This is a genomic window from Silvimonas terrae, from assembly GCF_014202765.1.
GTDB lineage: Bacteria > Pseudomonadota > Gammaproteobacteria > Burkholderiales > Chitinibacteraceae > Silvimonas > Silvimonas terrae.
Genome location: NZ_JACHHN010000002.1, coordinates 604,649 through 627,491 on the forward strand (window position 1 = coordinate 604,649; position 22,843 = coordinate 627,491).

26 protein-coding genes are annotated in these 22,843 nt (G+C 56.6%); 14 read left to right on the plus strand and 12 right to left on the minus strand.

What is annotated here, in order from left to right:
• Positions 1 to 35: 35 nt before the first annotated feature.
• From HNQ50_RS07005 to HNQ50_RS07015, 3 genes are read left to right on the plus strand one after another with little or no spacing between them, the layout of a single operon-like run.
• A complete protein-coding gene (locus HNQ50_RS07005) occupies positions 36 to 503 on the plus strand; it encodes a hypothetical protein (RefSeq protein WP_184098960.1) in 468 nt (155 codons plus the stop codon).
• 9 nt (positions 504 to 512) lie between these two features.
• The gene (locus HNQ50_RS07010) at positions 513 to 713 is read left to right on the plus strand and encodes a hypothetical protein (protein WP_184098963.1); all 201 of its coding nucleotides are present in this window, start codon (positions 513 to 515) and stop codon (positions 711 to 713) included.
• Positions 713 to 970 carry a hypothetical protein gene (locus HNQ50_RS07015; RefSeq protein WP_184098965.1) on the plus strand — a complete coding sequence of 86 codons (258 nt, stop codon included), beginning with the start codon at positions 713 to 715 and terminating at the stop codon, positions 968 to 970. Before HNQ50_RS07010 ends, HNQ50_RS07015 begins: the two co-directional genes overlap by 1 nt.
• Before the next feature lie 104 nt (positions 971 to 1,074).
• Here the strand turns inward: HNQ50_RS07015 and HNQ50_RS07020 are convergent, their stop codons facing one another.
• Entirely contained in the window at positions 1,075 to 1,437 is a 363-nt protein-coding gene (locus HNQ50_RS07020) for a hypothetical protein (RefSeq protein ID WP_184098967.1), read from the minus strand.
• Between the two features lie 299 nt (positions 1,438 to 1,736).
• Between HNQ50_RS07020 and HNQ50_RS07025 the strand changes: the two genes are divergently transcribed.
• Positions 1,737 to 2,189: a hypothetical protein gene (locus HNQ50_RS07025; protein ID WP_184098969.1), complete on the plus strand. Its 453-nt coding sequence runs from the start codon at positions 1,737 to 1,739 to the stop codon at positions 2,187 to 2,189.
• On the opposite strand, the gene HNQ50_RS07030 is transcribed toward HNQ50_RS07025, so the two are convergent.
• The gene (locus HNQ50_RS07030) at positions 2,190 to 2,549 is read right to left on the minus strand and encodes a DUF4124 domain-containing protein (RefSeq protein WP_184098971.1); all 360 of its coding nucleotides are present in this window, start codon (positions 2,547 to 2,549) and stop codon (positions 2,190 to 2,192) included.
• Between the two features lie 252 nt (positions 2,550 to 2,801).
• Here HNQ50_RS07030 and HNQ50_RS07035 point away from each other — a divergent pair, with 252 nt between their 5' ends.
• On the plus strand, positions 2,802 to 3,083 hold the full coding sequence (locus HNQ50_RS07035) for a hypothetical protein (RefSeq protein WP_184098973.1): 282 nt from the start codon (positions 2,802 to 2,804) through the stop codon (positions 3,081 to 3,083).
• A gap of 44 nt (positions 3,084 to 3,127) precedes the next feature.
• On the opposite strand, the gene HNQ50_RS07040 is transcribed toward HNQ50_RS07035, so the two are convergent.
• The 8 genes from HNQ50_RS07040 to HNQ50_RS22465 all read right to left on the minus strand — a co-directional run bounded on the left by HNQ50_RS07040 (position 3,128) and on the right by HNQ50_RS22465 (position 8,919).
• Positions 3,128 to 4,297: a zonular occludens toxin domain-containing protein gene (locus HNQ50_RS07040; RefSeq protein WP_184098975.1), complete on the minus strand. Its 1,170-nt coding sequence runs from the start codon at positions 4,295 to 4,297 to the stop codon at positions 3,128 to 3,130.
• Complete coding sequence (locus HNQ50_RS07045) at positions 4,297 to 4,626, minus strand: hypothetical protein (RefSeq protein WP_184098977.1); 330 nt, start codon at positions 4,624 to 4,626, stop codon at positions 4,297 to 4,299. The genes HNQ50_RS07040 and HNQ50_RS07045 overlap by 1 nt, the downstream gene beginning before the upstream one ends.
• A gap of 9 nt (positions 4,627 to 4,635) precedes the next feature.
• Positions 4,636 to 6,045 carry a hypothetical protein gene (locus HNQ50_RS07050; RefSeq protein ID WP_184098979.1) on the minus strand — a complete coding sequence of 470 codons (1,410 nt, stop codon included), beginning with the start codon at positions 6,043 to 6,045 and terminating at the stop codon, positions 4,636 to 4,638.
• A 180-nt stretch (positions 6,046 to 6,225) separates the two neighbouring features.
• Complete coding sequence (locus HNQ50_RS07055; RefSeq protein WP_221303031.1) at positions 6,226 to 6,453, minus strand: hypothetical protein; 228 nt, start codon at positions 6,451 to 6,453, stop codon at positions 6,226 to 6,228.
• 255 nt (positions 6,454 to 6,708) lie between these two features.
• Entirely contained in the window at positions 6,709 to 6,834 is a 126-nt protein-coding gene (locus tag HNQ50_RS22300; RefSeq protein WP_281386140.1) for a hypothetical protein, read from the minus strand.
• Between the two features lie 99 nt (positions 6,835 to 6,933).
• Complete coding sequence (locus tag HNQ50_RS07060; RefSeq protein WP_184098980.1) at positions 6,934 to 7,131, minus strand: hypothetical protein; 198 nt, start codon at positions 7,129 to 7,131, stop codon at positions 6,934 to 6,936.
• Between the two features lie 2 nt (positions 7,132 to 7,133).
• A complete protein-coding gene (locus HNQ50_RS07065) occupies positions 7,134 to 7,451 on the minus strand; it encodes a hypothetical protein (RefSeq protein ID WP_184098982.1) in 318 nt (105 codons plus the stop codon).
• A gap of 16 nt (positions 7,452 to 7,467) precedes the next feature.
• The gene (locus tag HNQ50_RS22465; protein WP_184098984.1) at positions 7,468 to 8,919 is read right to left on the minus strand and encodes a replication initiation factor domain-containing protein; all 1,452 of its coding nucleotides are present in this window, start codon (positions 8,917 to 8,919) and stop codon (positions 7,468 to 7,470) included.
• Between the two features lie 50 nt (positions 8,920 to 8,969).
• On the opposite strand from HNQ50_RS22465, the gene HNQ50_RS07075 reads away from it, so the two are divergent.
• The gene (locus HNQ50_RS07075; RefSeq protein ID WP_184098986.1) at positions 8,970 to 9,461 is read left to right on the plus strand and encodes a hypothetical protein; all 492 of its coding nucleotides are present in this window, start codon (positions 8,970 to 8,972) and stop codon (positions 9,459 to 9,461) included.
• A gap of 42 nt (positions 9,462 to 9,503) precedes the next feature.
• On the opposite strand, the gene HNQ50_RS07080 is transcribed toward HNQ50_RS07075, so the two are convergent.
• Both HNQ50_RS07080 and HNQ50_RS07085 read right to left on the minus strand, forming a co-directional pair.
• Positions 9,504 to 10,004 (minus strand): DUF2726 domain-containing protein, encoded by a 501-nt coding sequence (locus tag HNQ50_RS07080; protein WP_184098988.1) that lies wholly within the window; start codon positions 10,002 to 10,004, stop codon positions 9,504 to 9,506.
• 556 nt (positions 10,005 to 10,560) lie between these two features.
• Complete coding sequence (locus tag HNQ50_RS07085; protein WP_184098990.1) at positions 10,561 to 10,995, minus strand: hypothetical protein; 435 nt, start codon at positions 10,993 to 10,995, stop codon at positions 10,561 to 10,563.
• Between the two features lie 488 nt (positions 10,996 to 11,483).
• Here HNQ50_RS07085 and HNQ50_RS07090 point away from each other — a divergent pair, with 488 nt between their 5' ends.
• From HNQ50_RS07090 to HNQ50_RS07125, 8 genes are all read left to right on the plus strand, one after another.
• Positions 11,484 to 13,844 carry a tetratricopeptide repeat protein gene (locus tag HNQ50_RS07090; RefSeq protein ID WP_184098992.1) on the plus strand — a complete coding sequence of 787 codons (2,361 nt, stop codon included), beginning with the start codon at positions 11,484 to 11,486 and terminating at the stop codon, positions 13,842 to 13,844.
• Positions 13,845 to 13,941: 97 nt separating this feature from the next.
• Positions 13,942 to 14,919: an HAD family hydrolase gene (locus HNQ50_RS07095; RefSeq protein ID WP_184098994.1), complete on the plus strand. Its 978-nt coding sequence runs from the start codon at positions 13,942 to 13,944 to the stop codon at positions 14,917 to 14,919.
• A 13-nt stretch (positions 14,920 to 14,932) separates the two neighbouring features.
• Entirely contained in the window at positions 14,933 to 17,473 is a 2,541-nt protein-coding gene (locus HNQ50_RS07100; RefSeq protein ID WP_184098996.1) for a fused MFS/spermidine synthase, read from the plus strand.
• A 218-nt stretch (positions 17,474 to 17,691) separates the two neighbouring features.
• Complete coding sequence (locus HNQ50_RS07105; protein ID WP_184098998.1) at positions 17,692 to 19,302, plus strand: arylsulfatase; 1,611 nt, start codon at positions 17,692 to 17,694, stop codon at positions 19,300 to 19,302.
• Positions 19,303 to 19,417: 115 nt separating this feature from the next.
• A complete protein-coding gene (locus HNQ50_RS07110) occupies positions 19,418 to 20,389 on the plus strand; it encodes an AAA family ATPase (protein WP_184099001.1) in 972 nt (323 codons plus the stop codon).
• A 9-nt stretch (positions 20,390 to 20,398) separates the two neighbouring features.
• Positions 20,399 to 21,388, plus strand: coding sequence for a DUF58 domain-containing protein (locus tag HNQ50_RS07115; protein WP_184099003.1), 990 nt, complete (start codon positions 20,399 to 20,401; stop codon positions 21,386 to 21,388).
• A complete protein-coding gene (locus HNQ50_RS07120) occupies positions 21,385 to 21,855 on the plus strand; it encodes a DUF4381 domain-containing protein (RefSeq protein ID WP_184099005.1) in 471 nt (156 codons plus the stop codon). Before HNQ50_RS07115 ends, HNQ50_RS07120 begins: the two co-directional genes overlap by 4 nt.
• The gene (locus HNQ50_RS07125; protein ID WP_184099007.1) at positions 21,842 to 22,843 is read left to right on the plus strand and encodes a vWA domain-containing protein; all 1,002 of its coding nucleotides are present in this window, start codon (positions 21,842 to 21,844) and stop codon (positions 22,841 to 22,843) included. The genes HNQ50_RS07120 and HNQ50_RS07125 overlap by 14 nt, the downstream gene beginning before the upstream one ends.

Below are 22,843 nucleotides of genomic sequence, written 5' to 3' on the forward strand. Positions count from 1 at the left end.
AGCATAGCACGCCGGAAAAACGGTAAGGGGCAGGTGTGGTGTTTCTCACGGCCATGAAAAACAAGTACGTCTGGTACGGCGCGGGCGGCCTTTTGCTGCTGTTGTGGCTCAAGGCGCAAGCCAGTGGCAAATCCATGGTGACCGAAGCCGCAATCACCATCGGCGGGGCTGTGGCTGACGTTGCCGTGGCAACCGGTCAGGACTTGTACGACGCGGCAAAGCCGATTGTTGAGTATCCGCTAGCGGCGGCCAGATCGGCAGCGCAAACAGAGTTCATTGGTGATGTCTGGGGCGTGGCCGGCGTCATTCCGCAAGGGCCGGTTGAGGAAGCCATCATTCTGGATTACATGCCGACCGGGCAACTGGTGATGGATGGCCTGCCGCTGCTGGGTACGTATGTGGGTGTAAAGGCGATGCTGGCCGGTCGGGCCGTGCATCAATATCGCCAGGCGGTCGGCATTGAGCCCAAAGACCCGCCCGGCTTTCTGTCGAAGCTGTTTTAAGGGGAAACAATGAGTAGCAAAATCGAAGCGCTGTTGCGCCGTTTCAAAGAGCCGTCCACTTGGGCGGGCATTGCCGCGCTGGGTGCGCTTGCTGGCGTCAATCCGGCTGCACTGACTCAGATCGGCACGGCTGGTCCTGCGGTGGCCGCTCTGCTGGCTATCTTTCTTCCGGAAGCCAAGCACGCGCCGCAAGACGCATCGGTGGAATAATGACAGCGGCAGCGACGATCAAGAATCTGGCGGTGGCCGTTGTTGCCGGTGTGGCAGCGATGCTGATCTATGACAGCATCAAAAAACGGGCTGCGACGGCATCGCAACCCGTTGTCGGTTCACCGTCTGGCCCGCAACAGACGTTTACGGGCGGCATTATCAGTATCAATCCGGGATCGGCCAGCGCGGTACTGAATGCATCAATGCCAGACTCGGCCCGGATCGGGCCAACGGCACCACTGATTTACAACCTCTAGCTTGTAAAAGCGTGTTGATTGACTAGGTTGAGAGCGTCCCTTGTTGCCCCCTGCAACAGGACGCTGCCACCAGACTCACTCCCTGAAGTCTGGTGGCTTTTTTGTTAGCCTCGCCAGTTGTAGGCCCTGCAGAACATCTCAAAGAACTGCTGGTTGTACATCACGGGCGGCGGCCAGTTGCCTTCGTGTTTGCAACGCTGGATTTTCTCGATGACGCCACTGGTCCGTATGAATGCCTCGCGGCGCTCCACGGACAGGAAATAATGGTTCACAACGAAGTGCAGCCAGTAGTCGATGTCCAGCGCGGTGACCGATTCGGTTTTCCATCGCTTCTGATAAGCTGCCGACGCGACGCGCCCACGGCGCACGGCGAGATTGAATGCGAAGTTCTTTTCACGCCGCAGTTTGGCCAGCGTGGCAGGATGGATGTGTGGCGCCCGGGGATTCTGCTTTTGTTTTTGTTGCATGTATCACCTGAAGTTGTGCGGTTTTGTTGTTGTTTTACAAGGCGTTACAAAGAAGTGGGTTTTGTAGTTATCCTACGAAATGAGGGGCCCGGATCGTAGCTTTTTCGGGTTACCGGGATGTGACCATCAGTTCGTATAATGTATATTATGTTAAGTTACTAATGCGTCTGTTGTCATTCCTGGGGGTTCTGCGCAAGGTCAAGTCAGACAGGTTTTGCGCCCCTCTCGCAGTCTGAAAAGAAACCGATACTCCTTGAACCCGCCGACGAACGGCGGGTTTTTCGTTTCAAGGGCGCTACATGGATAACAACAGAAAATTTCCCCACACCGACTTTAAATCGAATCCGAACGACCTCATGCACGCGATGTTTTCCGTTTCCATGACGGAAATCGCACAGACATGCAAAGTCAGCCTGGACACCGTGCACGCATGGAAAAACGGCATAGAGCCCGTTCCGTACATGGCCTACCAGTTGCTGGTGTTCAAAGCATTGGGACGTATTCCAGAAGGTTTTGGCAGCTGGTCTGGCTGGACGCTGATTGAAGACCGAATCTATCCGCCCGGCGCAACCTACAAAGGCGCGGCTAGGCAGATTGAACTGATGTTTATTGATCACTACCGGATCGACCGACAGCTATGTGAGAACCAGGCGTCGCACATCGAGGGACTCCAACGCCGGCATGACTTTTACAAGCGCCAGTGCGGGCTTGAATCACGCTTGGGCATGATGGTTCTCAACCTGTTTGGATAACTACTTCTTGGCGCACGGCGTGTCTTGAAAAAGCACGCCACCGGAAGCATCACGACATTTATAGATCACGGTATTAGCCGGTTGGGGCTCTGAGAGCAACTGATCCATCGTAGGGCCAGCTTTCTTTAGCGGGGGCGCTGTGGAGCCCGCCGGCGCTATGTTGATTGGCGACATTGAAGCCGCTTCAGGAAGATAAACCTTTACGACCGGTGGCGCGTCCGGATGTGTCTGTTTTTGCCATGGCAATGCAAGCGTGGCGACACGACCATCTCCAAGAGAAAAATGAAATGGCCCCCAATGATCCAGCGCCGAAAATACGAGCAGATCGACCAGCAGAAACATAAAGATCGCGAGTTTCATTGTTTTTATGATCGGTTAACGTGACGCGATCATAGTCGAAAACCCGGTTCAGCAATAAGGGGGTCGCGGCACAGAATCCGGGCGGGACGCCCCGCCCTACTTCGCCGCTCGCACCCCGCAAGCGGGGCCCCAGTCGCGGCTCTCCAGATATTCGTAACAGTTACGATATATCCGACAGACGGTCTATTTATCGTCACTGTTACGCTAATGTATTTGTTATAATTATCGTAACAGTTACGTTAATGGTGCGACATGGCAAAGCAACCGGAAGACAAGAAAACTCTCGATCTGATCGAAGCCCCGAAGAAGCGCGGCAGGCCATCCACCGGCAATGCCAAGAGCGCCGCAGAGCGCATGCGAGCAATGAGGATGCGCGACAAGATTGATGGCGGCGCTACCGTAAAGCTGGATCACGAGGAAATTGCACTGATCTTGGCGGCGTTAAAAGCCCAATGGGGGAAAAGCTCCGCAAAAAATGCAACCTGGGATAACGGTGTGGCACAGTTACTGTATGAAAGAATAAAAACGTCGTAACTGTTACGCAAAACAAAGCCCCGCACATTGTTGCGGGGCTTTTATCATGAGTTGCCCTGGGGCTGGTCTTTCAACTGAGGGTCACGCTGTGCGTAGTCTGAGGTGCGGCCAAATGGGTCAATTGGCCATTGAGTCACCAAGTAGCGCAAACCGTCAGAACGCCGGGTCAGAAAAACGCCCCGCTCGGTTTCTGCAACGCCCCAACCCATTGCGCGAAGCTGGGCAAAGGTGAACTCCTCTTTCAGGTGAAAAGAGTCATCCAGCACCTCAATCCGGCCTTCAATGTGGTTATGGCCAGAAATCATGGCCGAGAGCCGCGGGCGATATTTACTGAACAAATCTACCGGATATTGCTCTGGAGAATAGGCCTTGCTTGTGTCCGCCACGGCAGGCGCAGAAGCCGCCGCAGACGCCACCGGATGAAGTTGTGCCGGCTGAACCGACTGAGGCACCACAGTAGGATTTTGTGGCACCTGATACGCAACGCTTTGCTTTGGTTTCTCTGGCACCTTGACTGGTGACGCATGAAAGAAATGCCAGAGATAGCTGATCGCCAATACCCCGCCCACAGCGGCCAGTGGCAGCCAGAACCTAAACGCCTTGGTCTTGAGAATGTTGGCGCGATCATCTGCATAGTGCGCCACGTTCTCAGCATCATCTCGTTTGGTCTTGTAGACGCCGAAGTACTTGGGGTCATATTTGCGCGTGCCACCGTTCACCTTGATGAATTTCTCAGGCTGTTTGGCTACCCACATTTCCCACTTGTAGTGGGTATCCCGCCCAATGGCCGTTTGCTTAACAAACAGCACCTTGTTCTCAACGCGGCGTTTCCAGATCGCGTGACAGTCACGCAAATCCTGGCCCATACAAACAATGTCCAAGCCACGATGACGATGCTGGGTTACAAACTCAGTCACCTTGTCAAGGATGTGACCCTTGGCTGGCCAGAAGTCCTGCAGCTCGTCAATAAGCACCAGTGAATCGTTGTCTACGAGCTCGTGGATGCGCGGTGTGTCATCCCATGCAATTGACGTCACCAACATGTCGACTTCGGCCAGTGGGCGGCCGGTCAGCTCCGCAATTTTTTCATGGTTCAGGCCCCGGATATTGGCAAAAACTCGACGGCCAGCCTTGACGGCAGGTAATAGGTGATAAATGACGGCTTCCCACGTCTTGCCGTGCCCCGGCAAACCTTCATGAAAAGTAATGGCCATTACCACTGCCCCAGCGTTGCAAGTTTGCGAAGAAGCCGGAAACCCACCCCGGCGCCAATGAGCGCAAGAGCCGGGCCAAAGCCTGTGGCAGACATAAAAAACAACATCCAGCCCGGCATTGACGAAGTCAGCGCATCAATACCACCGGACATGAAGTCCGGAACCGTAATCAGGTTCAGCAGTGTCAGCAGCGCATTGAAAAACATCTCAATCAACGCAACAAACAAGTCTGTAACCATGTCCCAGACCGCGCCAAAAGCAGCCTTCACCAGACCCAAAAACCATGCAACTACGCTGTCAAAGTATTTCGTCAGCCAAGACCAATCCATGATTGCCCCTTAAAAAACAATCGCGATCTTGAAGGCGTAAACAGCAGCCACGGCCAGAAGCACGGCCTTGATCAGCGGATAGATATTCATGGCTGTCGTTGAGCAAAACATATCGACATGCAGTGACGGGAAAACGCCTCCAAGCGGCATGGGCATGGAAGGCGTATCCCAAACGGGGCAAGAGCCAGAGCCATTGAAAGTGAAGAAGTTTTTGCCGGCTGAGAAAATCGGAAGCTTTGAGGCGGCCGTATAAAAGTTGTTGAACACATCGCTGAGTTTTTCACCGGTGGGCGTGTACAGATCACCCTTGCTCACTGCGCCAGTGCCTGTTTTGTCAGAGCCCGGGGTGTCCTGGCATGTCTGATTGGCCGGGCAAGGGGTCGGCGTCGGATTGCCGGTCGGTGCGGGTGTAGGTGTGCCCGTAGGAATGGTTCCGCCGGGAAGATTCGAGCACTTGGACAAGCACCCATCCGTATTGCTGGGCAATGAGGAGGTGGAATTGGTGCCTGTTTTTCCTCCACCCCCATCCAGTTGGCCAGGGCCGGTTGTGTCAGCCGGATTGGGGGTCGGAGTGACGCCACCGGGATCGGGGGTAGGTGTCGGCGTGGGGTTTGTCTGGGACGGAAGATGTGCGTTGTTAACGCAGACATTCTGACCTTGAACCTGCCCAAAGGTGGTATTTGCAGGGCAATCGGAGGGGCTGTTCGGGTTGTTGTTGCTGTTGGTGGAGGATGCGGATTTGGCAGTATCAGAACCACTGCAAGTTGCACCGGTTGTAGTCAACGTGCCATTAAAGGTGGCTGGCTGGCCATCGGTCGTAGATGCAGTAACGTCAATGCCACGATCAGCGCCGCTCAAATTACTTAACGTGGCAGTGCAGCCCTGATAACAGGCAGTCATCGTGCCAGCGCGGGCAGCGGCAGTGGCGCCTTTCGCGAGATTGTAATTGTTGATTAATGCAGAGCCCCCGGAGGATGTGGTACCAGGAACGGGGACATCAAAAGTGCCAAGATTTGAACCTGCCTGACACTTGCTGGGAGTCGGTGTGGGGGTGGGTGTAGGTGTCACGGAGGTGAAATGGGGCGAAATGCCGAGGCGATAACCTGCTTTTTGGCTCTGATCCGCATACCACGTGCATTCCCAGTACAGAATCTGGTGTGCAGGTGTGCCGTCGTCGTAATAAGCATCTGGCGTAATAGTGTTCTGAGCGCCGGGCCACGGAGCAGTGGAAGTGCATTTGGATGCGATAGCCAGAAGGTCGGACGGAGAGCCTTGAATCGCGTTGACGTCATCGCCAACCCAATAATCAAGAACGCCAGGTGGGCGGGGCCCAGCCAAAGCGGTGTTGCTATACGCAATGGTCAGCAGAAAAGTAAGTGCAAGCCAGATGGCGCGAATCCCACTGCAACCAAGTTTCATGTTTGTCATCCACCGAGAGGGGCGCACCGGAGCAACCAGTCAGCGCCAGAACCAGAATCAACGCTTGAAGCCCATGACAACTGCGCCAGCTACGCAGATGCCCAGGAGAAAAAAGAGAGCAAACCAAATCACGTGACCCCCAAATAAAAAAAGGGGCCGAAGCCCCTTTCGGCACGCAGATTAGGCGAACCAGCCAATCAGCTTGTTGTAGCCCCAGCGTGCAAAGCCCGGCAGCACCTTGATTGCAGCTACAGCGGTGATGGCTGCAACAACAGAAGTTGCATCAATCGCGCCAGAAACACCGGAAAAATCCAGCCCGCCAGCGGCAAAGGTAGGCGCAGCCAAAGCAGCGGCAGCAGTGGCAATACCAGCACGTACAAACAGCTTTTTCATCAGATTCGATTTCATGATTCAGTCCTTATGGGAACATTTTGATAACAGAGCCAAAGGCCCACGACACGAGGTAGCAGATCAAGACCAGGCTAAGACCGGTCATGAACGCTTGCTGCAACACGCTGGAATCTGGAACGGTCCAAAGGTCCATAGCGGGCTGCAAACTCTGGTATTCCGTGCCCGTCATGAGCACGTAGCCGGTACATACATCCGGCGTATCGGTTGTGATTGAAGTGGGTTGCGAAGCAACCACCTGGAGGCAGGCGGGCATCAGTCCTGGTCCCAGCGCTCACGTTCTTCTGAGCCATCAGCAAAGCCATCGCTGTAACCCTCGTCGTATTCGGTTTCACCTTCATCATCACCAATGCCGAACAAGTCTCTGAGCCACTCAAGCATGACGAACCCCTTTCAATTCACGGATTACGTAGTAGGCGGCCAGAATCCCGACATCAAAGCCGAAGACAAGAACGCCCCAAAGAAGCCAGTACGAGTCCATTAATTGGCCTCCCTGTAGAAACGAAACACGACCCAACGATTGAGGTTGTCCCGAGCGGTTTCTTCCGCGACGTCGAAAGCGTCAAAATGATCGGCTTGAGTAACGAGTGGGCGATAGTCGATACCACCCTCCCCGTCAGCCGCCATGAACAGCCCCGACTCGATGTCTTGAACAATGAAAGCCGGAACCATTGCCATGGTTAAACGGCCTTGTTAGCCACCTGCGGCGCAGCAGCACCCAGCGGCGTGAAATCAACCAGTTGGAATTTGGTGACCTTGCCGTTGGTGACCATGTCGAGCACCAGCTCGCAATCGCAAGGAAACTTCACGTCCTTGCGCGTATGGAACAGGTCGGAGGTTGTGGACTTGTACTCAGCACAACCAAGACCCCGAGCCTGCCCGCGCGAATTATCCAGATCGACAGCCGCGTAAATGGTCGTACTGTCATAAGCCTTGCCATCTACGGTGTCTTTGAAATACTTCATGCCAAGCACCTTGGCGTTTTGTCGAATAATCATGTTTTCTCCGTAACAGTTACGATAATTGAGCGCCGTCAGAAGCCCTGATCCACCAAGGCGCAATTGTGGCGGGAGCGTTAAAGGGGATTTCTTCCGCCCAGATCGGAGCGCCTGTATTGACGTCACAGTTGGGCATGCGCCAACGGTCAGCGAGCGTCATCGGCTTCGGTGCGAGGCGGTAATCGGGCATTTTGAGACGCTTGGGAACGGCCTCGATTTCGACCAGTTTCAGAAACTGTTCAGTGCCAAACACATTGCGAAGCGTCCAAACATATTTGCCGAACTGATGGCGGAAAATTTTTACTGCAGCCTGAACCGAGATTTCTGCCTGTTTGCGGGCAGTTTCAATGCGGGATTGTTTGTTTTTGACCCAGGCTAGCGCTGGATAGGCACCCGCTAGGTATTGGCCGGGGGCCAGAAGCATGTCAAAGGGGAGTACGCGACCGCGATTTTTGAACTCAACTTCTGCCCGGAACCATGGGGAGGACTCGCAGCCCTCCTTCTTGCCGCGTTCATAGCCACGGAAGAATTTACCGGACGTGCGTTGACCTACGCAGAAAGTACGGCCTTTGCCAGACGGGTTAATCCAGTTACCGAGTTGCTGAACTTCGGGTGCATTGCCCCGATAGCACTGATACAGGCCTGCGTGAAAGTCAGCCAGAGCACGGTCTACCGTGTACTCCTCACCCATAAAGTCGTCATAAGCAAGGTCAACGCGAGTTAAAGCCGGTTGTTCAGCCTGATCTTCAAGAAAATTGACGAGACGTTGTTCCCAGCCCGGTTTTGCAGCAGCACAGCCAGCGCCGGAAATCTGAACCATCATGCGGTCGTGCTGCTGTTGACCGCCAATGGCTACAAAGCCATAGTTGTCGCCCAGAATCCATGCGTTCTTGAAAAACTGAACACCGGCATGGCGCTTGCCAGTAATGCCGTAGCCGAAAATCGCGTCGAGCTTGAGACTCATAGAGAGCGCGTAATCGTCATCGTCTTGCAAAAAGTCGCCGAACACGTCGCAGGTCGACTTGTGGAAGGTGAACGTAACCCAGTCAACGAAAGCAGCATCACCCGCATTGCCGTAGCGAATCGGGTATTCAACAAGCTTTCCCTTGCCCTTGCCGGAAGTGAGCACCAGCTTGAAGGTCTGAGGTGGCTCCGTTTCGGTAGTTACCCCCATGTTATCAGTAGGGGTCTCAATGGCTGCGCCCTCTGCCTGTCCGGCCTGAGCGGCCGCTGGCGCGTCCGCAGCAGGCCCGAACAGGCGACGGACTCGCCCTTCTGAATCGGAAAGGCGATCAAGGCGTTCAATATTTTCGGGGGAAAGCGCACGTGCCACTTTGGCGTCAATCTGAACGAGTTGCTCAGTTGTAAGCCTCGCGTCAGCAATTTTCTGTGCGGGCGTCACTGCGGGCGATTGCGTGCGTTTACGGGGCATGTTTTGCGGTGCTATCGTGTCAATAGTTGTTGACACGCTAACATCAATAATCGTTTACATCAACGATCGTTTACACGGAGAGAAGCATGAACACGCTGGACGAAATTCTGGACGAGGCCGTCAAAATGCTCGGGAAGGAAAGCGACCGGCAACTGGCAATCCACATGGGCGTTACGCCTCAGTCTGTAAGCCAGTGGCGGAAGAAAATCAGCGCGCCTGATATGTATGCGTTAATGCAGTTGCAGCAAATCTTGCAACGAGATGCCCGAGAATTGTCCGCAATCATTGAGGCAGAACGAGCTAAAACTGAGGAAAAACGCGGGTTCTGGGAAGGTATTAAACGCGATTTCTCTAAAAACACCCTTCCGGTTGCCCTGGTTGTGGCGACGACGCTAGCCCTCTCCGGCTTGGGTGAAAAGTCATACGCAAATGATATGGCTTACAGGGAGGCTCAAAAGGCCAATGTATATTATGTAAAGCAATACACCAGACAAGCAGTAAGCAATCACAGCCTCCGCAACATCCCCTTTACTGCCGTACGGGCGGCCAGCCCGGCTTATCCCGGCCCGACGACATGACGCGAACCACGGCCGGATGCATGCAGCAACTCCGGTTTGCAGTTAAACGGCAGCCAGGACTGGCTCGGCACTGCCAAGCACACGCAATTTGATGACATCAAGATTGATTACTTCCCGTGCATGGAATCGAACTAGTTTGATGCCTGCGTCTTCAAAAACCGCCTCCACAAAAACGTCTCTGGCTTGCCGGTCTTTCCGCGCATGGGTTGCGTCATCCAGTTCGATCACGGCCACAATCTGGTGTTTTGCATCGCAGACCACAAAATCTGCGCTTTTCCGGTCAATCCTGCTCCGCCACTGCTGGCTTTTCTGTTTGTCAGTGACATCCACAATCCGGCTGATTTGGACCTGGGCAAAGATGTGGTGCTCTGGCAGCGCAGCTCTAAGCTTTTCAAAGAACACCACCTCTCCAGCGCTGCATAGTGTTGCCTTCTTTTTGTAGGGATATGGCCGGTCTTTCAGGCTGGTTTTGCCACCTTTCTTTTTGCTCAACACGGCCCCGGCAATGACCACCAGAACGATCAGAACTATTAGTGCTTTCATGCTTGCGGTTCCTTGTTATTGGTGGCCGCAAGTTACCACGAGCACTGCCTTTCTTGTGCATTTGTAAGGTTTTCTGTTGATCTAACGCCTGCGCATGTGCGGGTAGTAGTAACACCCGCACTTTGTCTCATGGGTGAGATTTTTACCCATTCCCACCCCCAACCGGTACGCTCCATCTCCCGGCAAAACTTACGTGCCGGCATCAGTTTTCACAGCTCAAGTAGTTTAAGCCACCCTTTGTCTAACAGACTGAAGTAAAAGGCAATTATTTCAAGTTACACCATAGTCATGATACTGCACGCAATGTTTTTGGTTTCAGCGATGGAAATTGCACTGATATACAAAGTTAGCCTGGAATAGATCATTACCGGATTGACCGGCAACTATGCGAGAACTAATCCTCACACATTGAGGGGTTACAGCGCAGGCATGATTTCCACAAACGCCAGTGTGGGATTGAAAGCCGCTGGGGAATGATGCTTAACTTAGACCGTTTTTACAGATTCCGGAGAGCCTGATGGTTGGTTTTAGACTAAGTGTAAAAATGCACTCGGATTCAAGCCATCGTTCTAGATAACCTTCGCGCGAGATGACGTCCAAATACCACAATCAGCACCCACACAAGAAAGAAGAAAATAAAGCCAACCACGACGAGGAAAAACAACTGTGTCCTATCGAGGCTCTTGTAGCGATCATCAAGAATTACAAATAGAACAGGGATCAGCGCATACACGGCAGGAATGGATAGAGAAAATGATAACTTCATCCGTCGAAAAGAAAACCACCCCCAAAGCAAACTCAATATTGCAGTAAATAGTAAATTTACCCAGTCAGCCAACGCATGATCTCCTGCAGCACTCCAGATCGCAAGATGCAGTAGCGAGTTCAACACCTCCAAAACAACAAAAGCAAAGAACATCACTTTCGTTGAGATTTCCATTAATTTTCCGAGCGCCTTATTCACACGCCGTCCATTAAGAAGTGCGTTCATTAATTATTGGCCTGAAAATAGATTCAATTATATTAAGTTGCAATGCTGCAATCTTGCACCTCAGTCGTCGCCCGAACTCCCGCCGCTGCCTGCTCTCCATTAGCACCCTCGACTGAGGATTCCCCAATACTTTCAAATCAGACCTCTGCGGCCTCATACATGCAGTGCCTTCCGTTTCTATAACGGAAACCGCACTGATCATTGAAGGGCTGCAATGTCGGCACGGCTTTTTCGATTCCTGTGCAGGTTAGCTGATTCTAGCCGTAAGCCGTACGAATATATGGCGCAGGGCCGTCACGGTTCACGGCCAGGCGTTTGGCCGAGCGATGCCGCCGCAGACTCTTGCCTTGCCATCCGCATCTCGCGTCCAGGCCCGCTGCAACCAGCTTATATCGATTACAACAAATGAACGCGCCCTGGTTTTGCGTTTGCACCCTTTCCCGGCTAGTCTGTAAACACTAAAAAATCAGCCCGGTTCCCCGCCATCCATGGGTAAAGCTTCCCGCCGTAAACAGCCGCTGCCGCAGGCCGCAGCTGAGTCCGTCAGCACACCTGTGTCCACCCCTGCCTCACCCGTCCGCCGCTGGTTGATCGCCGGGGCCTTGTTGCTGCTGGGGGCGCTGGTGGTGTTCTGGCTGTATCAGTTTCACCTGCTGGGTCGTAACGCGCCGGTCGGTTTGTCTGCGGTGCATGCCACGTTTGTCGATGAGCAGCGCTGTGCCTCCTGTCATTCCGCCGAGTTTGCGTCCTGGAAAAACGCGCATCACGCCAAAGCGATGGCACTGCCGACGGCAGACACGGTGGCGGGTAATTTTGAAAACGCCCGCTTTGACTACAACGGCATCACCAGCCGTTTCTACCGCAAAGGCAGTGAATATTGGGTGGATACCGATGGTGCGGGTGGCAAGGTGGGTAGTTATAAAGTGGCGTTCACCTTCGGGGTGGCGCCGCTGCAGCAATACCTGATTGCCATGCCGGGTGGGCGCTTGCAGGCACTGGGCATTGCGTGGGATGTCCAGCGCAAAACCTGGTTTCATCTGCACCCCAAAGAACAAGTCACGGCGGCGGATGAGTTGCACTGGACCAAACCGGCGCAGAACGCCAATTTCATGTGCGCGGAATGCCATGTCACCAACATGAAGCGCAACTACAACCCGGCGGATGATACGTTCAAGTCAACCTGGCACGCGCTGGGCGTGGGTTGCCAGGCGTGTCACGGACCCGCATCCAGCCATGTAACGTGGGAGACGGGCGACAAGTCCCAGCCACTGGCCGGGTTCGGGTTTGAAACGCCACTTAAAAACGCGCCTCAACAGACTGTGCTGGAAACCTGTGCGCGCTGTCATAGCCGGCGGGCGCCGCTGGGCGATGGCTTTGTACACGGGCAACGCCTGGCAGATGATTACTCACTCAGCCTGTTAACCGACGCCCTGTACGAGGTGGATGGTCATTTCAAGGAAGAAGACTTTGAATATGGTTCGTTCGCCCAAAGCAAGATGTTCATGAAGGGCGTGACCTGTGTGGATTGCCATAATCCACACACCGGCAAGACGCGCCTGCAGGGCAACGCCTTGTGCGTGCAATGCCACAACGCCACGGCGCCATTGCAGCGCACCGGACTGGATACCAGCACCTTGCAGCGCAAGGATTACGATACGCCCGCGCATACCCACCATCCGCAAGGCAGCGCGGGTTCGTCCTGCGTGGCCTGCCACATGCCGGGCAAGTTCTATATGGAAGTGGATTTCCGTCACGATCATGCGCTGAGCATTCCACGCCCGGATCTGGCACGGGAACTGGGCACGCCAGATGCCTGCACTACCTGCCACAAAGACAAAACGCCGGAATGGGCCGCCGCAAAACTGCAAACCTGGTTTGGCAAACAAACCCGGCCGGCCAGCTACGGCCAGATGATGCATAGCCTGCGCAATGGAGGCATCGGCGCGGCCGACGTACTCAATGTGCTGGTGCTTGATCCGTCGATTCCGCCCATTCGCCGTGCCACGGCACTGGAGGAAGCTGGCCGCTACCCCAGCGAGGCCATGGTGAAAACAGTCATCGTCGCCCTCAAGGATGCGGACCCCACCGTACGCATTGCGGCAATTCACGCCTTGGGTGTCTTGCCCCCGGACACCCGCCGCCCGTTACTGGTCCCGCTGCTGGCCGATACCGTGCGTGGTGTGCGGATAGAAGCCGCCCGGGCGCTGGTTGATGCGCGGGATCAACTAGGCACGGACCGGCCGCGCTGGGACCAGGTCATTGCTGAATACCGCCAGGTACAAGCCAGCCTGGCAGAACGCCCCGAGTCCCACCTCAATCTGGCCGGACTGGATCGCGAGCTGGGCCAGCACGACGCGGCGCGGGCAGAGATCAACAAGACCCTAGCGCTTAATCCGGACTTTTTGCCGGCCATCACCATGAAGGCAGAATACCTCTCTGCCGCAGACGATACTGCGGGCGGCATCGACCTCTTGCGTGCCGCCATTGCGCGCCACCCGGATGCGGGTCTGTTGTATCACGCGCTGGGGCTGGCGCAGATCCGGGCTGGTGATCGTCCCGGGGCGCTGCAATCATTGAAAATGGCATGGCAAAAAATGCCAGCGGATGCCAGTTTTGGTTATGTATACGCGGTGGCGCAGCACGATACCGGTGATCCTGCCGGAGCCATCAAGACCCTCGACGCTGTCATCAAGGCCCATCCGGAAAGCCGGGATGCCGCAATGACGGCCGTGCGGTACCGTATTGAAGCCAATGATGCCGCCGGGGCACAGGCCATTGCGGCGCGCTGGCTCAAGATCAATCCGGGCGAGCCTTCGCTGGGCCGGGCACCTGCCAGCAATGGGGGTTAAGCCGCCGGAACACACGAAGTCAGAACATTGATGCTGGCACACGAGCCGGGTTAGCCGGCAACAGTTTTGTAATCGCAAATTGTGAGGATGTTCCGCGATGCGTACTCAACTCATCTCCGCCTTTTTTGCCCTGCTGATCAGCGTCAGTGCCAACGCGGCTGAGCCGCTATCACTCTGGCAAGACAGCCCTGCCCGCACTGCGATCATCAAGTTTGTTACGGCCACCACCACAAGTGGCTCTCCGGACTACCTGCCGCCAGCGCAGCGTGTTGCCGTGTTCGATAACGATGGCACGTTGTGGAGCGAGCAGCCCATGTATTTTCAGGGGTTCTTCCTGTTTGACCGCCTGCGCGAGCTGGCGCCCCAGCACCCTGAGTGGGCCACGCAGGAACCCTACGCTTCTGCCCTCAAGGGTGATTACAAGAAGGTGCTGGCCGGTGGTGAGAAATCGGTCACCACCCTGTTAATGGCTACGCACGCAGGCATGACGGCGGACGAGTTTTCTGCCATTGTTGATCGCTGGATTCACACCGCCAGCCACCCCACGCTGAAGCACCATTACAACGAACTTGTCTACGCCCCCATGCTGGAAGTCATGACGTACTTGCGCGCCAATGGCTACAAGACGTTTATTGTGTCGGGCGGCGGCGTGGAATTCATGCGGGTGTTCGCGGAGGAGACTTATGGCGTGCCGCCAGAACAGGTGATCGGCAGCAGCATCAAGACCCGGTTTGAAATGCGTGATGGCAAACCGGTGATTGAACGCTTGCCAGAGATCGACTTTATTGACGACGGTCCCGGCAAGCCGGTGGGCATTGCCCGGTACATTGGCCGCAAACCGGTCATTGCCTTTGGTAATTCAGACGGTGACCTGCAAATGCTGCAATACACCACGGGCGGCAATGGTCCGCATCTGGGATTGATTGTGCATCACACCGATGCGGTGAGAGAGTTTATCTATGATCGGCAATCGCCGGTAGGCAAACTGGATAAGGCACTGGATGCCGCGCCAGCCAATGGCTGGATTCTCATCGATATGAAAACAGACTGGAAGAAAATTTACCCTTTCCAGTAAAACCAGAGCCTTCATGAGCCACCGCCGCAAACCTGCGCCACCAGCCCCCTCGCCGTCTGCCACTGTCCGTGCCGCAGCGGCAACTGAAAAAACCAAACCAAAGCGCAGCGCCAGTGTGCCGTGGCGGCAGTCCGCGTTGCTGTTTGTATCCGGTGCTGCATCCCTGGTGTATCAGGTCATCTGGGTCAAGCAGTTGGGGTTGATCGTCGGGGTGGATGTCTACGCCGTCACCACGGCCATCAGTGCGTTTTTTCTGGGGTTAGCCCTGGGAGGCTGGTGGCTGGGGCGCTGGGCAGACCGCGTAGCGCAGCCGCTACAGTTTTACGGCACTCTGGAAGTCGCCGTCGCCGTGAGTGGCCTGGCGGGGAGCTTGTTACTGGCCCATGCCGCACCCTGGTTTGCGATAGCCCAGGACCATATTGGTCTGCTGGCGTGGTTACCCTTGTTTTTGTTGATCGGACTGCCCGCGTTTTTTATGGGCGGCACCCTGCCCGCCTTGCTCCGTGATCGGGCCCCGGCGGACGGGCGGGTCGGCGGTACTGGCGGCGTATTGTATGCAGCCAATACCCTGGGGGCCATTGCCGGCGCGCTGATTGCCACATTCTGGCTGATTCCGTTACTTGGCCTGCAAGGCACCATCCTCGCCGCGGCAACACTGAATGTGGTGCTGGCGCTCGGCAGTTTCCTGCTATCTGGCGCACCACCTACCCGCGCACCTGCGATCATCGCGCCCGAGCTTGCGCCGGCACGTCGGGCCATTTTGCTGTACGCCGCGGCCGGGGGTATTGCGCTGGGTTACGAGGTGATCTGGACGCAAAGCGTGGTGCAGTTCATGAGCACGCGTACCTTTGCTTTTACCATGGTCTTGGTCACCTACCTGTTCGGCATCATGCTGGGCAGCGCACTCTATGCCCGTCATGCCGATCGCCTGCGCGATCCGTGGGGCGTATTTGGCGGGCTGATTGCCGCAGCCGGTGCGGTGGCGTTATTGCAGGTTGGCTTACTGGGGCCATGGTTACCTGCCACCCAAAGCAAACTGGCCAGCCTGGTGCTTGACGCAGGCGGCGGCAACCTGCTGGCCTTGTGCCTGCGCTTTGCCCTGGCGGGAGGCTATATGGTGCTGCTACCCACTGTACTGCTGGGCGCGGCATTTCCTGTCGTGTTGCGGTTAGCCGCCAATCCGGCACAGGTGGGACGCGATACCGGCAAGGTGCTGGCCCTCAATACAGCGGGCGGCATTCTGGGCACGGCGCTGACCGGCTTTGTACTGATCCCTTTGCTGGGGCTGGTTCATGCATTGTGGGTGCTGGCCCTGGCAGCTTGTGCGGTCGGCCTTGCTGCCGTCTGGCGCGGAGCCACACCGTTATCGCGCAAGGCCGTCTGGGCCATCACCCTGTTTGCCTTGATTCTGGGTTTTGTGGTGCCGGCAGACCGTTACGTGCGCCTGCTGGCGCGCACGCGCGGTGGCACATTGGTGCAGTGGGAAGAAACCGCCGCCGGTACCGTCGCCGTGCTGGAGCAAGGTCGGGGAGCGCAGCGTTTCCGGCGGTTATATATCCAGGGAGTATCCAATTCCGGCGACACCATGGCCTCGCTGCGCTATATGCGATTGCAGGCGCTGTTGCCGCTGATCATCCATCAGGGTGAACCCCGTTCTGCCATGGTGATTGCGCTGGGCACCGGAATTACGGCCGGGGCGCTGACTCAATATCCCGGTCTGACCCACCGCGTCACCGCTGAACTCCTGCCCGCCGTGGTCCGCGCCGTACCCGCATTCAATGGCAATTTTGATGTAGCCCATAATCCGGCCATGCAGATTCGGGTACATGACGGCCGGCAAGAACTACTGCGAAACCCGCAAAAATATGACCTGATCACCCTGGAGCCGCCACCTCCGTCGGCAGCAGGCGTAGTCAATTTGTACTCGCAGGATTTTTACGAACTGGCGCGCAATCGCCTGCAACCTGGCGGCCTGTTTGCGCAGTGGCTACCGCTGGCAACCCAGAACGATGAAGACAGCCGCGCACTGGTGCGCAGTTTTTTGAATGCCTTCCCCTATGCCACCTTGTGGACGACCGAGCTGCATGAAATGCTGCTGGTCGGATCGGCCCAACCCATTGTGCTGAACGCTGCCAGCATCAACGCCCACTTTGCCGCGCCTGCGGTGCGCAAGGCACTGACAGAAGTGGGCATACCCTCGCCCGCTGCGCTGCTGGCCACCTGGATTACCGACCACGCCGGGCTGGAACGTTACGCGGCACAGGCATTGCCCGTCACCGATGACCACCCGCGCATTGAATACGCCGACTGGTTGCGTCCGGGCGAATTTGCACGTGTTTTGCCGCAATTACTCAACGTGCGCTCCCCCCTCCCTCTGATGGGTGCCGATGCAGACCTGCTTGCCCGGATAGAAACGCAGCAACAGGCCTTGATGGATTTTTACGCTGCCGGTTTGTACGCCTACGCGGGCGACAAAGAAAACTGGCAAATCACGCTGGAACGCGCGCTTCAGGCCGATCCAGACAATCTTTACTACCGTCATTTCACGCCGTAGCAGTCATGCAAAACCCAACTATTTCCTGCTGATGTACGACAAGAAAACGGTTACAAAAGAAGCAGAAATCTATATTCCCAATGCTATAAACAGTACATCCATCAGGAATCGGTAACCTACCAGGGCTGCTATTTTTCTGCTGGCTGACAGGATTCTTTTTTGACTCTTGATAAATACTGTGAGGCCGCCTGCTCACTTAGCAGAGGGAAGATGTGAATATGTTCCAGCGAAAGTTACGCTATAGCGTCAAACAATGGCTACTACCGGCCATACTGGTCGGGCTGACTGCCCTGCAAGTCCAGGCTGCAACCAGCAGCAAGCCCAACATCCTGGTGATTTTTGGGGATGATATCGGGCAAGCCAATATCAGCGCCTACACCCACGGACTTGTGGGTTATCAAACCCCCAACATTGACCGACTTGCCAAAGAAGGCACCATGTTCACGGACTACTATGCCGAGAACAGTTGTACCGCCGGGCGTTCATCGTTCATTACTGGTGAATCCCCGTTGCGTACCGGGCTTTCCAAAGTAGGTGCGCCGGGTGTCGATGTGGGTCTGCAAAAATCCAACATCACCATTGCCCAGGCGCTTAAACCGCTGGGATACGCCACCGGCCAGTTTGGTAAAAACCACCTGGGCGACAAAGACCAATACTTGCCCACCGCGCATGGTTTTGACGAGTTCTTTGGCAACCTTTACCACCTGAATGCGGAAGAAGAACCAGAGCGCCCGTACTGGCCCAAAGATCAGGCATTCAACAAGCAATTCTCGCCACGCGGGGTCATTCATTCTTATGCCGACGGCAAAATAGAAGACACCGGCCCATTGACCGCCAAGCGCATGGAAACCATTGACGACGAAACCACCGCCGCCGCCATTGGCTTCATGCAAAAGCAAGTCAAAACCGGCACGCCGTTCTTTGTCTGGATGAACACCACCCGCATGCACGTGTTTACCCATGTGCGGCCAGAGTTCAAGGGCAAGAGCGGCATGGCGGGCAATGAATACGCTGACGGCATGTGGGAACACGATCAAGACGTCGGCAAACTCTTGAAAGCCGTAGATGACCTGGGTATTGCGGACAACACCATTGTTGTTTACACCACGGACAACGGGCCTAACCAGTTCTCCTGGCCCGATGCCGCCACCACCCCGTTCCGCAGTGAAAAAGACACCAACTGGGAAGGTGCGTTCCGGGTACCGGCTTTTGTGCGCTGGCCGGGGCATATCAAGCCAGGCACGGTCTCTAACGAAATGTTCTCCGGACTGGACTGGTTCCCCACCTTGCTGGCGGTGGCGGGCGACACCTCGGTGAAAGATCGCCTGTTAAAGGGTTGGGCACCCAAAGCGGGTGGCCCCACGTTCAAGAACCACCTGGACGGCTATAACCAGTTGCCTTACCTGGAAGGCAAACAGCCCAAAGGCGCGCGCGACGAGTTCTACTACTTTGATGACGATGGCGTGCTGGTTGCCATGCGTTACCAGGACTGGAAATTTGTCTTTTGCGAGCAGCGAGAACCCGGCGGCATGCAAGTGTGGGCCAACCCGTTCACCTGCTTGCGCCTGCCCAAAATTTTCAACCTGCGCATGGACCCCTACGAGCGGGCGGACATCGTGTCTGACCAGTACTACGACTGGATGACCAAAAATGTCTACCTGAACGAATTGGCGGTCGCCAAAACAGCAGAATTCCTGCAGACCTTTGTGGCCTATCCGCCCAGCCAGAAACCGGCCAGCTTCAGCGTGGACCAGATCCGCGCCGGGGTAGACGCCGAAATTGAACGCAACGCCCAGCGCGCCCGGACCATTAGCGGCGGCAAAGACTGACGCGCATTGCAACTTGCCTGACGCAGTAGTCACCCGGTCCCCATGCCGGGTGACTATTGATTTCCCTTTGCGATGCCATCGCACCCATTCCCTTTTACTCCGGAGTTCACAGGCCATGAGCAGCCGCGATGCCGTCACGCGTTTGCAGCAACAAATGGAAACCAGCATCAAAGGGCAGAGCGAACTGATCCGCCAGATGCTGATCGGCCTGCTGGCCAATGGGCATCTATTGCTGGAAAGCTTGCCGGGCCTCGCCAAAACCCGCGCGGTGAAAGCGCTGGCAAGCAATCTGGACGCGACCATGCGCCGCATCCAGTTCACGCCGGATTTACTCCCGGCCGACATCACCGGGTCAGACATGCTTTACCAGGAAAACGGCAACAACCGTTTCCGCTTTGAACCCGGCCCGGTATTTGGCAACCTGATTCTGGCCGACGAAATTAACCGCGCACCGGCCAAGGTGCAGGCCGCACTCCTGGAAGCCATGGAAGAACACCAGGTATCGGTAGGCGGCAACACGCACAAAGTGCCAGACCTGTTTATGGTGCTGGCCACGCAAAACCCCATTGAACAAGAAGGCACGTACCCACTGCCGGAAGCGCAGATGGACCGGTTTTTACTGAAACTACGGGTCAGTTACCCCGCCAGCGCCGACGAACTGGAAGTCCTGCGCCTGGTGCGTAGTGAAGAAACCGGCACACCCAACGCAGCCCTCGCGGCGGCGACACCCGTAGCGCAGAGCGACATATTCGCCGCGCGCGCAGAAATCCACGCGATCTACGTCAGTGAGGCCATTGAGCGCTACATTGTCGACTTGCTCTGGGCCAGTCGAGCCAACCATAACGCTGATCTGGCGCGCTGGATTGCCGTTGGCGCCAGCCCGCGCGGCGGTATTGCGCTGGATCGCGCCAGCCGGGCCCATGCCTGGCTGGAAGGCCGCGACCATGTCACGCCGGATGATATTCGCGCTGTGGTCTTGCCCGCCCTGCGCCATCGCCTGGTCCTGTCTTATGACGCCTACGCGGACGGGCTGGATGCCGACGCCGTGGTCAACAAGCTGGTGCAGTCGGTCGCGGTGCCGGCTTAAAGGCGCGTCATGGCAAATGCCCCCTCAATCCATCCGGACACCATCGGCACGGTGTATGTCGATGCGGCCTCGCTCATGCGGCTGGATCAATCCGCCGAAGGCCTGGTGTTCGACCCCTGGTTGCCCCGGGCCAGCATGCTGGCCGGTCGCCATGCCTCACGCATGCGCGGGCGCGGGCTCAACTTTGAAGAAATCCGGGGCTATCTGCGCGGGGACGACGTCCGCCATATTGACTGGAAAGCCAGTCAGCGCATGAACAAGCCACTGGTGCGGGTTTATACGGAAGAACGTGATCGCCCGGCGCTATTTGTGGTCGACCAGCGCATGTCCATGTTCTTTGGCTCCCAAAACGCCATGAAATCGGTCGTTGCCGCCGAATTGGCCGCCCTAGGCGCCTGGATTGCCCTGCGCGGAGAAGATCGCGTCGGTGCCCTGCTGTTCAATGACGAGACCCTCTTGCCGTTCCGTGCTTTGCGCAGCCCTGGCCGGGTGAAGGAAATCCTTGCGGCACTGGCCGGCATGAACCAGGCCTTGCACGCCCAAAGCAAAGTATCGGCCAAGGCAGGGCAACTGAACAAAGCGCTGGAATACGCACTGCGCATAGCCGCCCATGATTACCTGGTCTGCATTGTCAGCGATTTTACCGGCGCCGATGCACGCACCCGCCAATTGCTGCGCCAGTTAAGCACCCATAACGACGTGGTCGCCGCGCTGGTTCTTGATCCCTTGTTTCAGCACCTGCCGGCGCACGCGGGCCGTATGGTACTGACCGGGGGACAGTTGCAGGCAGAGTTCAACTTTGACACGCGCAGCGTGCGACAACCCATTGAAACCTGGTTTAGCGACCAGGAAACACAAGTAACCGAACTACTCAAGGGCAGCGGCGTGCCAACACTGCGGCTGGATACCCGGCAACCGGTGACAGAACAACTGCGCCGCATGCTGGGTGACCGCCGCCCGCGCCCGGCCACCCTGCACCGACCTGGAGACGCCCGATGAGCGATCCTCTGGCCGCGTTGCAAGAAATCCCCCCGCCACCCCCGGTAGCATGGACGCCGCAAACCTGGGGCTGGGCCGTGCTTTGTGTGTTCATGGTGGCACTCTTGCTGTGGGTGATCTGGCGCTTGTGGCAGCACCACAAAGCGCAGGCCTGGCGCCGCGCCGCACTGGCAGAACTGGCCGCCATTGAAACTGCCTTGCACGCCAACCCGCAGCAAATGACTGCTGTACGCGCCCTGCCCGCACTGGTCAAACGTGTGGCACTGATGATTGCTCCGCGCGATCAGGTGGCGCAACTCTCGGGCCCACAATGGTTGCAATGGCTGGACAACACCTGGCATGACAACGCGTTTTCCAGCGGGCCGGGCAAGCTGTTGCCGGCCCTGGCATGGCAACAGCACCCGCCGGCTGAAACCGCCGAACTCATTAACCTGCTACGCCGCTGGATTGCCCATGTACCAGCTTGAGTTTCCGCTGGCCGCACTGGCTCTGCCACTCCCCTTGCTGATCTGGCTTCTGTTGCCGGTCTACCGTGAAACCATGCCCGCCGTGCGCGTACCACTGTTCGAACAGATGGCAACGCTGGCGCACGCGCGGCCTTTAGCTGGCGCAGTGGTCATGCGCGCCAATTGGCTGCAAGTCGTGCTGGCCCCGCTTTGCTGGGGTTTGCTGGTGCTGGCCATGATGCGGCCCGTTTACGTCGAGCCCCCGGTTGAACGCATTGAAGCCGGGCGCGATCTGCTGCTGGCTATCGATCTCTCACAATCCATGGAGGCGCGGGATTACGTCAACGCCCAGGGCCAGCGACTTAACCGCCTGCAGGCCGCCAAACAGGTGATTGCGCCGTTTATTGATCGTCGGCGCGATGACCGCATTGGCTTGATTGCTTTTGGTGCCACGGCGTTTCCGCAAGCGCCGCTCACGCTGGATCATGACAGCGTAAAACAGTTGCTGGATGAACTGCAGATTGGCATGGCCGGCCCACAAACCGCCATTGGTGACGCCATTGGCGTCGGCATTCGCATGACAGAGAAATCCAAAGCCAAAGAGAAGGTATTGATTCTGCTGACCGATGGCGGCGACACCGCCAGCAAACTGCCGCCGGAACGTGCCGCAGGCATTGCCAGGGACAAAGGGCTGATCATTCATACCATTGGCATTGGCGACCCGAACGCCACCGGTGAAGACAAGGTTGATCTGGCCGCCTTGCAGAAAATTGCCGCCGTCACGGGCGGGCAATTTTATCGGGGAGAGAACCTGCGCGGGCTGGAACAGATTTACACCACGCTGGATCGTATTACGCCAGACAAGGTCAAGCGCCAGTCGCACCGTCCCAAACGTGAGCTTTTTTACCTGCCGCTGATGCTGGCAGGCGCTTTGATCGTGTTCTATCACGCGCTTATGTTGTTCATCACACTGATTCGGCGCCCGCGTCGCCGGCCACTTACGGCGTAA

Bases quoted from the DNA above. Each gene is read 5' to 3' on its own strand.
- HNQ50_RS07055 (WP_221303031.1), bottom strand. From the start codon at position 6,453: ATGAAATCGAATCTGATGAAAAAGCTGTTTGTACGTGCTGGTATTGCC.
- HNQ50_RS07095 (WP_184098994.1), top strand. From the start codon at position 13,942: ATGCGTACTCAACTCATCTCCGCCTTTTTTGCCCTGCTGATCAGCGTC.
- HNQ50_RS07105 (WP_184098998.1), top strand. From the start codon at position 17,692: ATGTTCCAGCGAAAGTTACGCTATAGCGTCAAACAATGGCTACTACCG.
- HNQ50_RS07090 (WP_184098992.1), top strand. From the start codon at position 11,484: ATGGGTAAAGCTTCCCGCCGTAAACAGCCGCTGCCGCAGGCCGCAGCT.
- HNQ50_RS07045 (WP_184098977.1), bottom strand. From the start codon at position 4,626: ATGGATTGGTCTTGGCTGACGAAATACTTTGACAGCGTAGTTGCATGG.
- HNQ50_RS07035 (WP_184098973.1), top strand. From the start codon at position 2,802: ATGGCAAAGCAACCGGAAGACAAGAAAACTCTCGATCTGATCGAAGCC.
- HNQ50_RS07125 (WP_184099007.1), top strand. From the start codon at position 21,842: ATGTACCAGCTTGAGTTTCCGCTGGCCGCACTGGCTCTGCCACTCCCC.
- HNQ50_RS07115 (WP_184099003.1), top strand. From the start codon at position 20,399: ATGGCAAATGCCCCCTCAATCCATCCGGACACCATCGGCACGGTGTAT.
- HNQ50_RS07080 (WP_184098988.1), bottom strand. From the start codon at position 10,004: ATGAAAGCACTAATAGTTCTGATCGTTCTGGTGGTCATTGCCGGGGCC.
- HNQ50_RS07060 (WP_184098980.1), bottom strand. From the start codon at position 7,131: ATGGCAATGGTTCCGGCTTTCATTGTTCAAGACATCGAGTCGGGGCTG.
- HNQ50_RS07020 (WP_184098967.1), bottom strand. From the start codon at position 1,437: ATGCAACAAAAACAAAAGCAGAATCCCCGGGCGCCACACATCCATCCT.
- HNQ50_RS07015 (WP_184098965.1), top strand. From the start codon at position 713: ATGACAGCGGCAGCGACGATCAAGAATCTGGCGGTGGCCGTTGTTGCC.
- HNQ50_RS07110 (WP_184099001.1), top strand. From the start codon at position 19,418: ATGAGCAGCCGCGATGCCGTCACGCGTTTGCAGCAACAAATGGAAACC.
- HNQ50_RS07065 (WP_184098982.1), bottom strand. From the start codon at position 7,451: ATGATTATTCGACAAAACGCCAAGGTGCTTGGCATGAAGTATTTCAAA.
- HNQ50_RS22300 (WP_281386140.1), bottom strand. From the start codon at position 6,834: ATGCTTGAGTGGCTCAGAGACTTGTTCGGCATTGGTGATGATGAAGGT.
- HNQ50_RS07100 (WP_184098996.1), top strand. From the start codon at position 14,933: ATGAGCCACCGCCGCAAACCTGCGCCACCAGCCCCCTCGCCGTCTGCC.
- HNQ50_RS07085 (WP_184098990.1), bottom strand. From the start codon at position 10,995: ATGAACGCACTTCTTAATGGACGGCGTGTGAATAAGGCGCTCGGAAAA.
- HNQ50_RS07030 (WP_184098971.1), bottom strand. From the start codon at position 2,549: ATGAAACTCGCGATCTTTATGTTTCTGCTGGTCGATCTGCTCGTATTT.
- HNQ50_RS07040 (WP_184098975.1), bottom strand. From the start codon at position 4,297: ATGGCCATTACTTTTCATGAAGGTTTGCCGGGGCACGGCAAGACGTGG.
- HNQ50_RS07025 (WP_184098969.1), top strand. From the start codon at position 1,737: ATGGATAACAACAGAAAATTTCCCCACACCGACTTTAAATCGAATCCG.
- HNQ50_RS07010 (WP_184098963.1), top strand. From the start codon at position 513: ATGAGTAGCAAAATCGAAGCGCTGTTGCGCCGTTTCAAAGAGCCGTCC.
- HNQ50_RS07120 (WP_184099005.1), top strand. From the start codon at position 21,385: ATGAGCGATCCTCTGGCCGCGTTGCAAGAAATCCCCCCGCCACCCCCG.
- HNQ50_RS07050 (WP_184098979.1), bottom strand. From the start codon at position 6,045: ATGAAACTTGGTTGCAGTGGGATTCGCGCCATCTGGCTTGCACTTACT.
- HNQ50_RS07075 (WP_184098986.1), top strand. From the start codon at position 8,970: ATGAACACGCTGGACGAAATTCTGGACGAGGCCGTCAAAATGCTCGGG.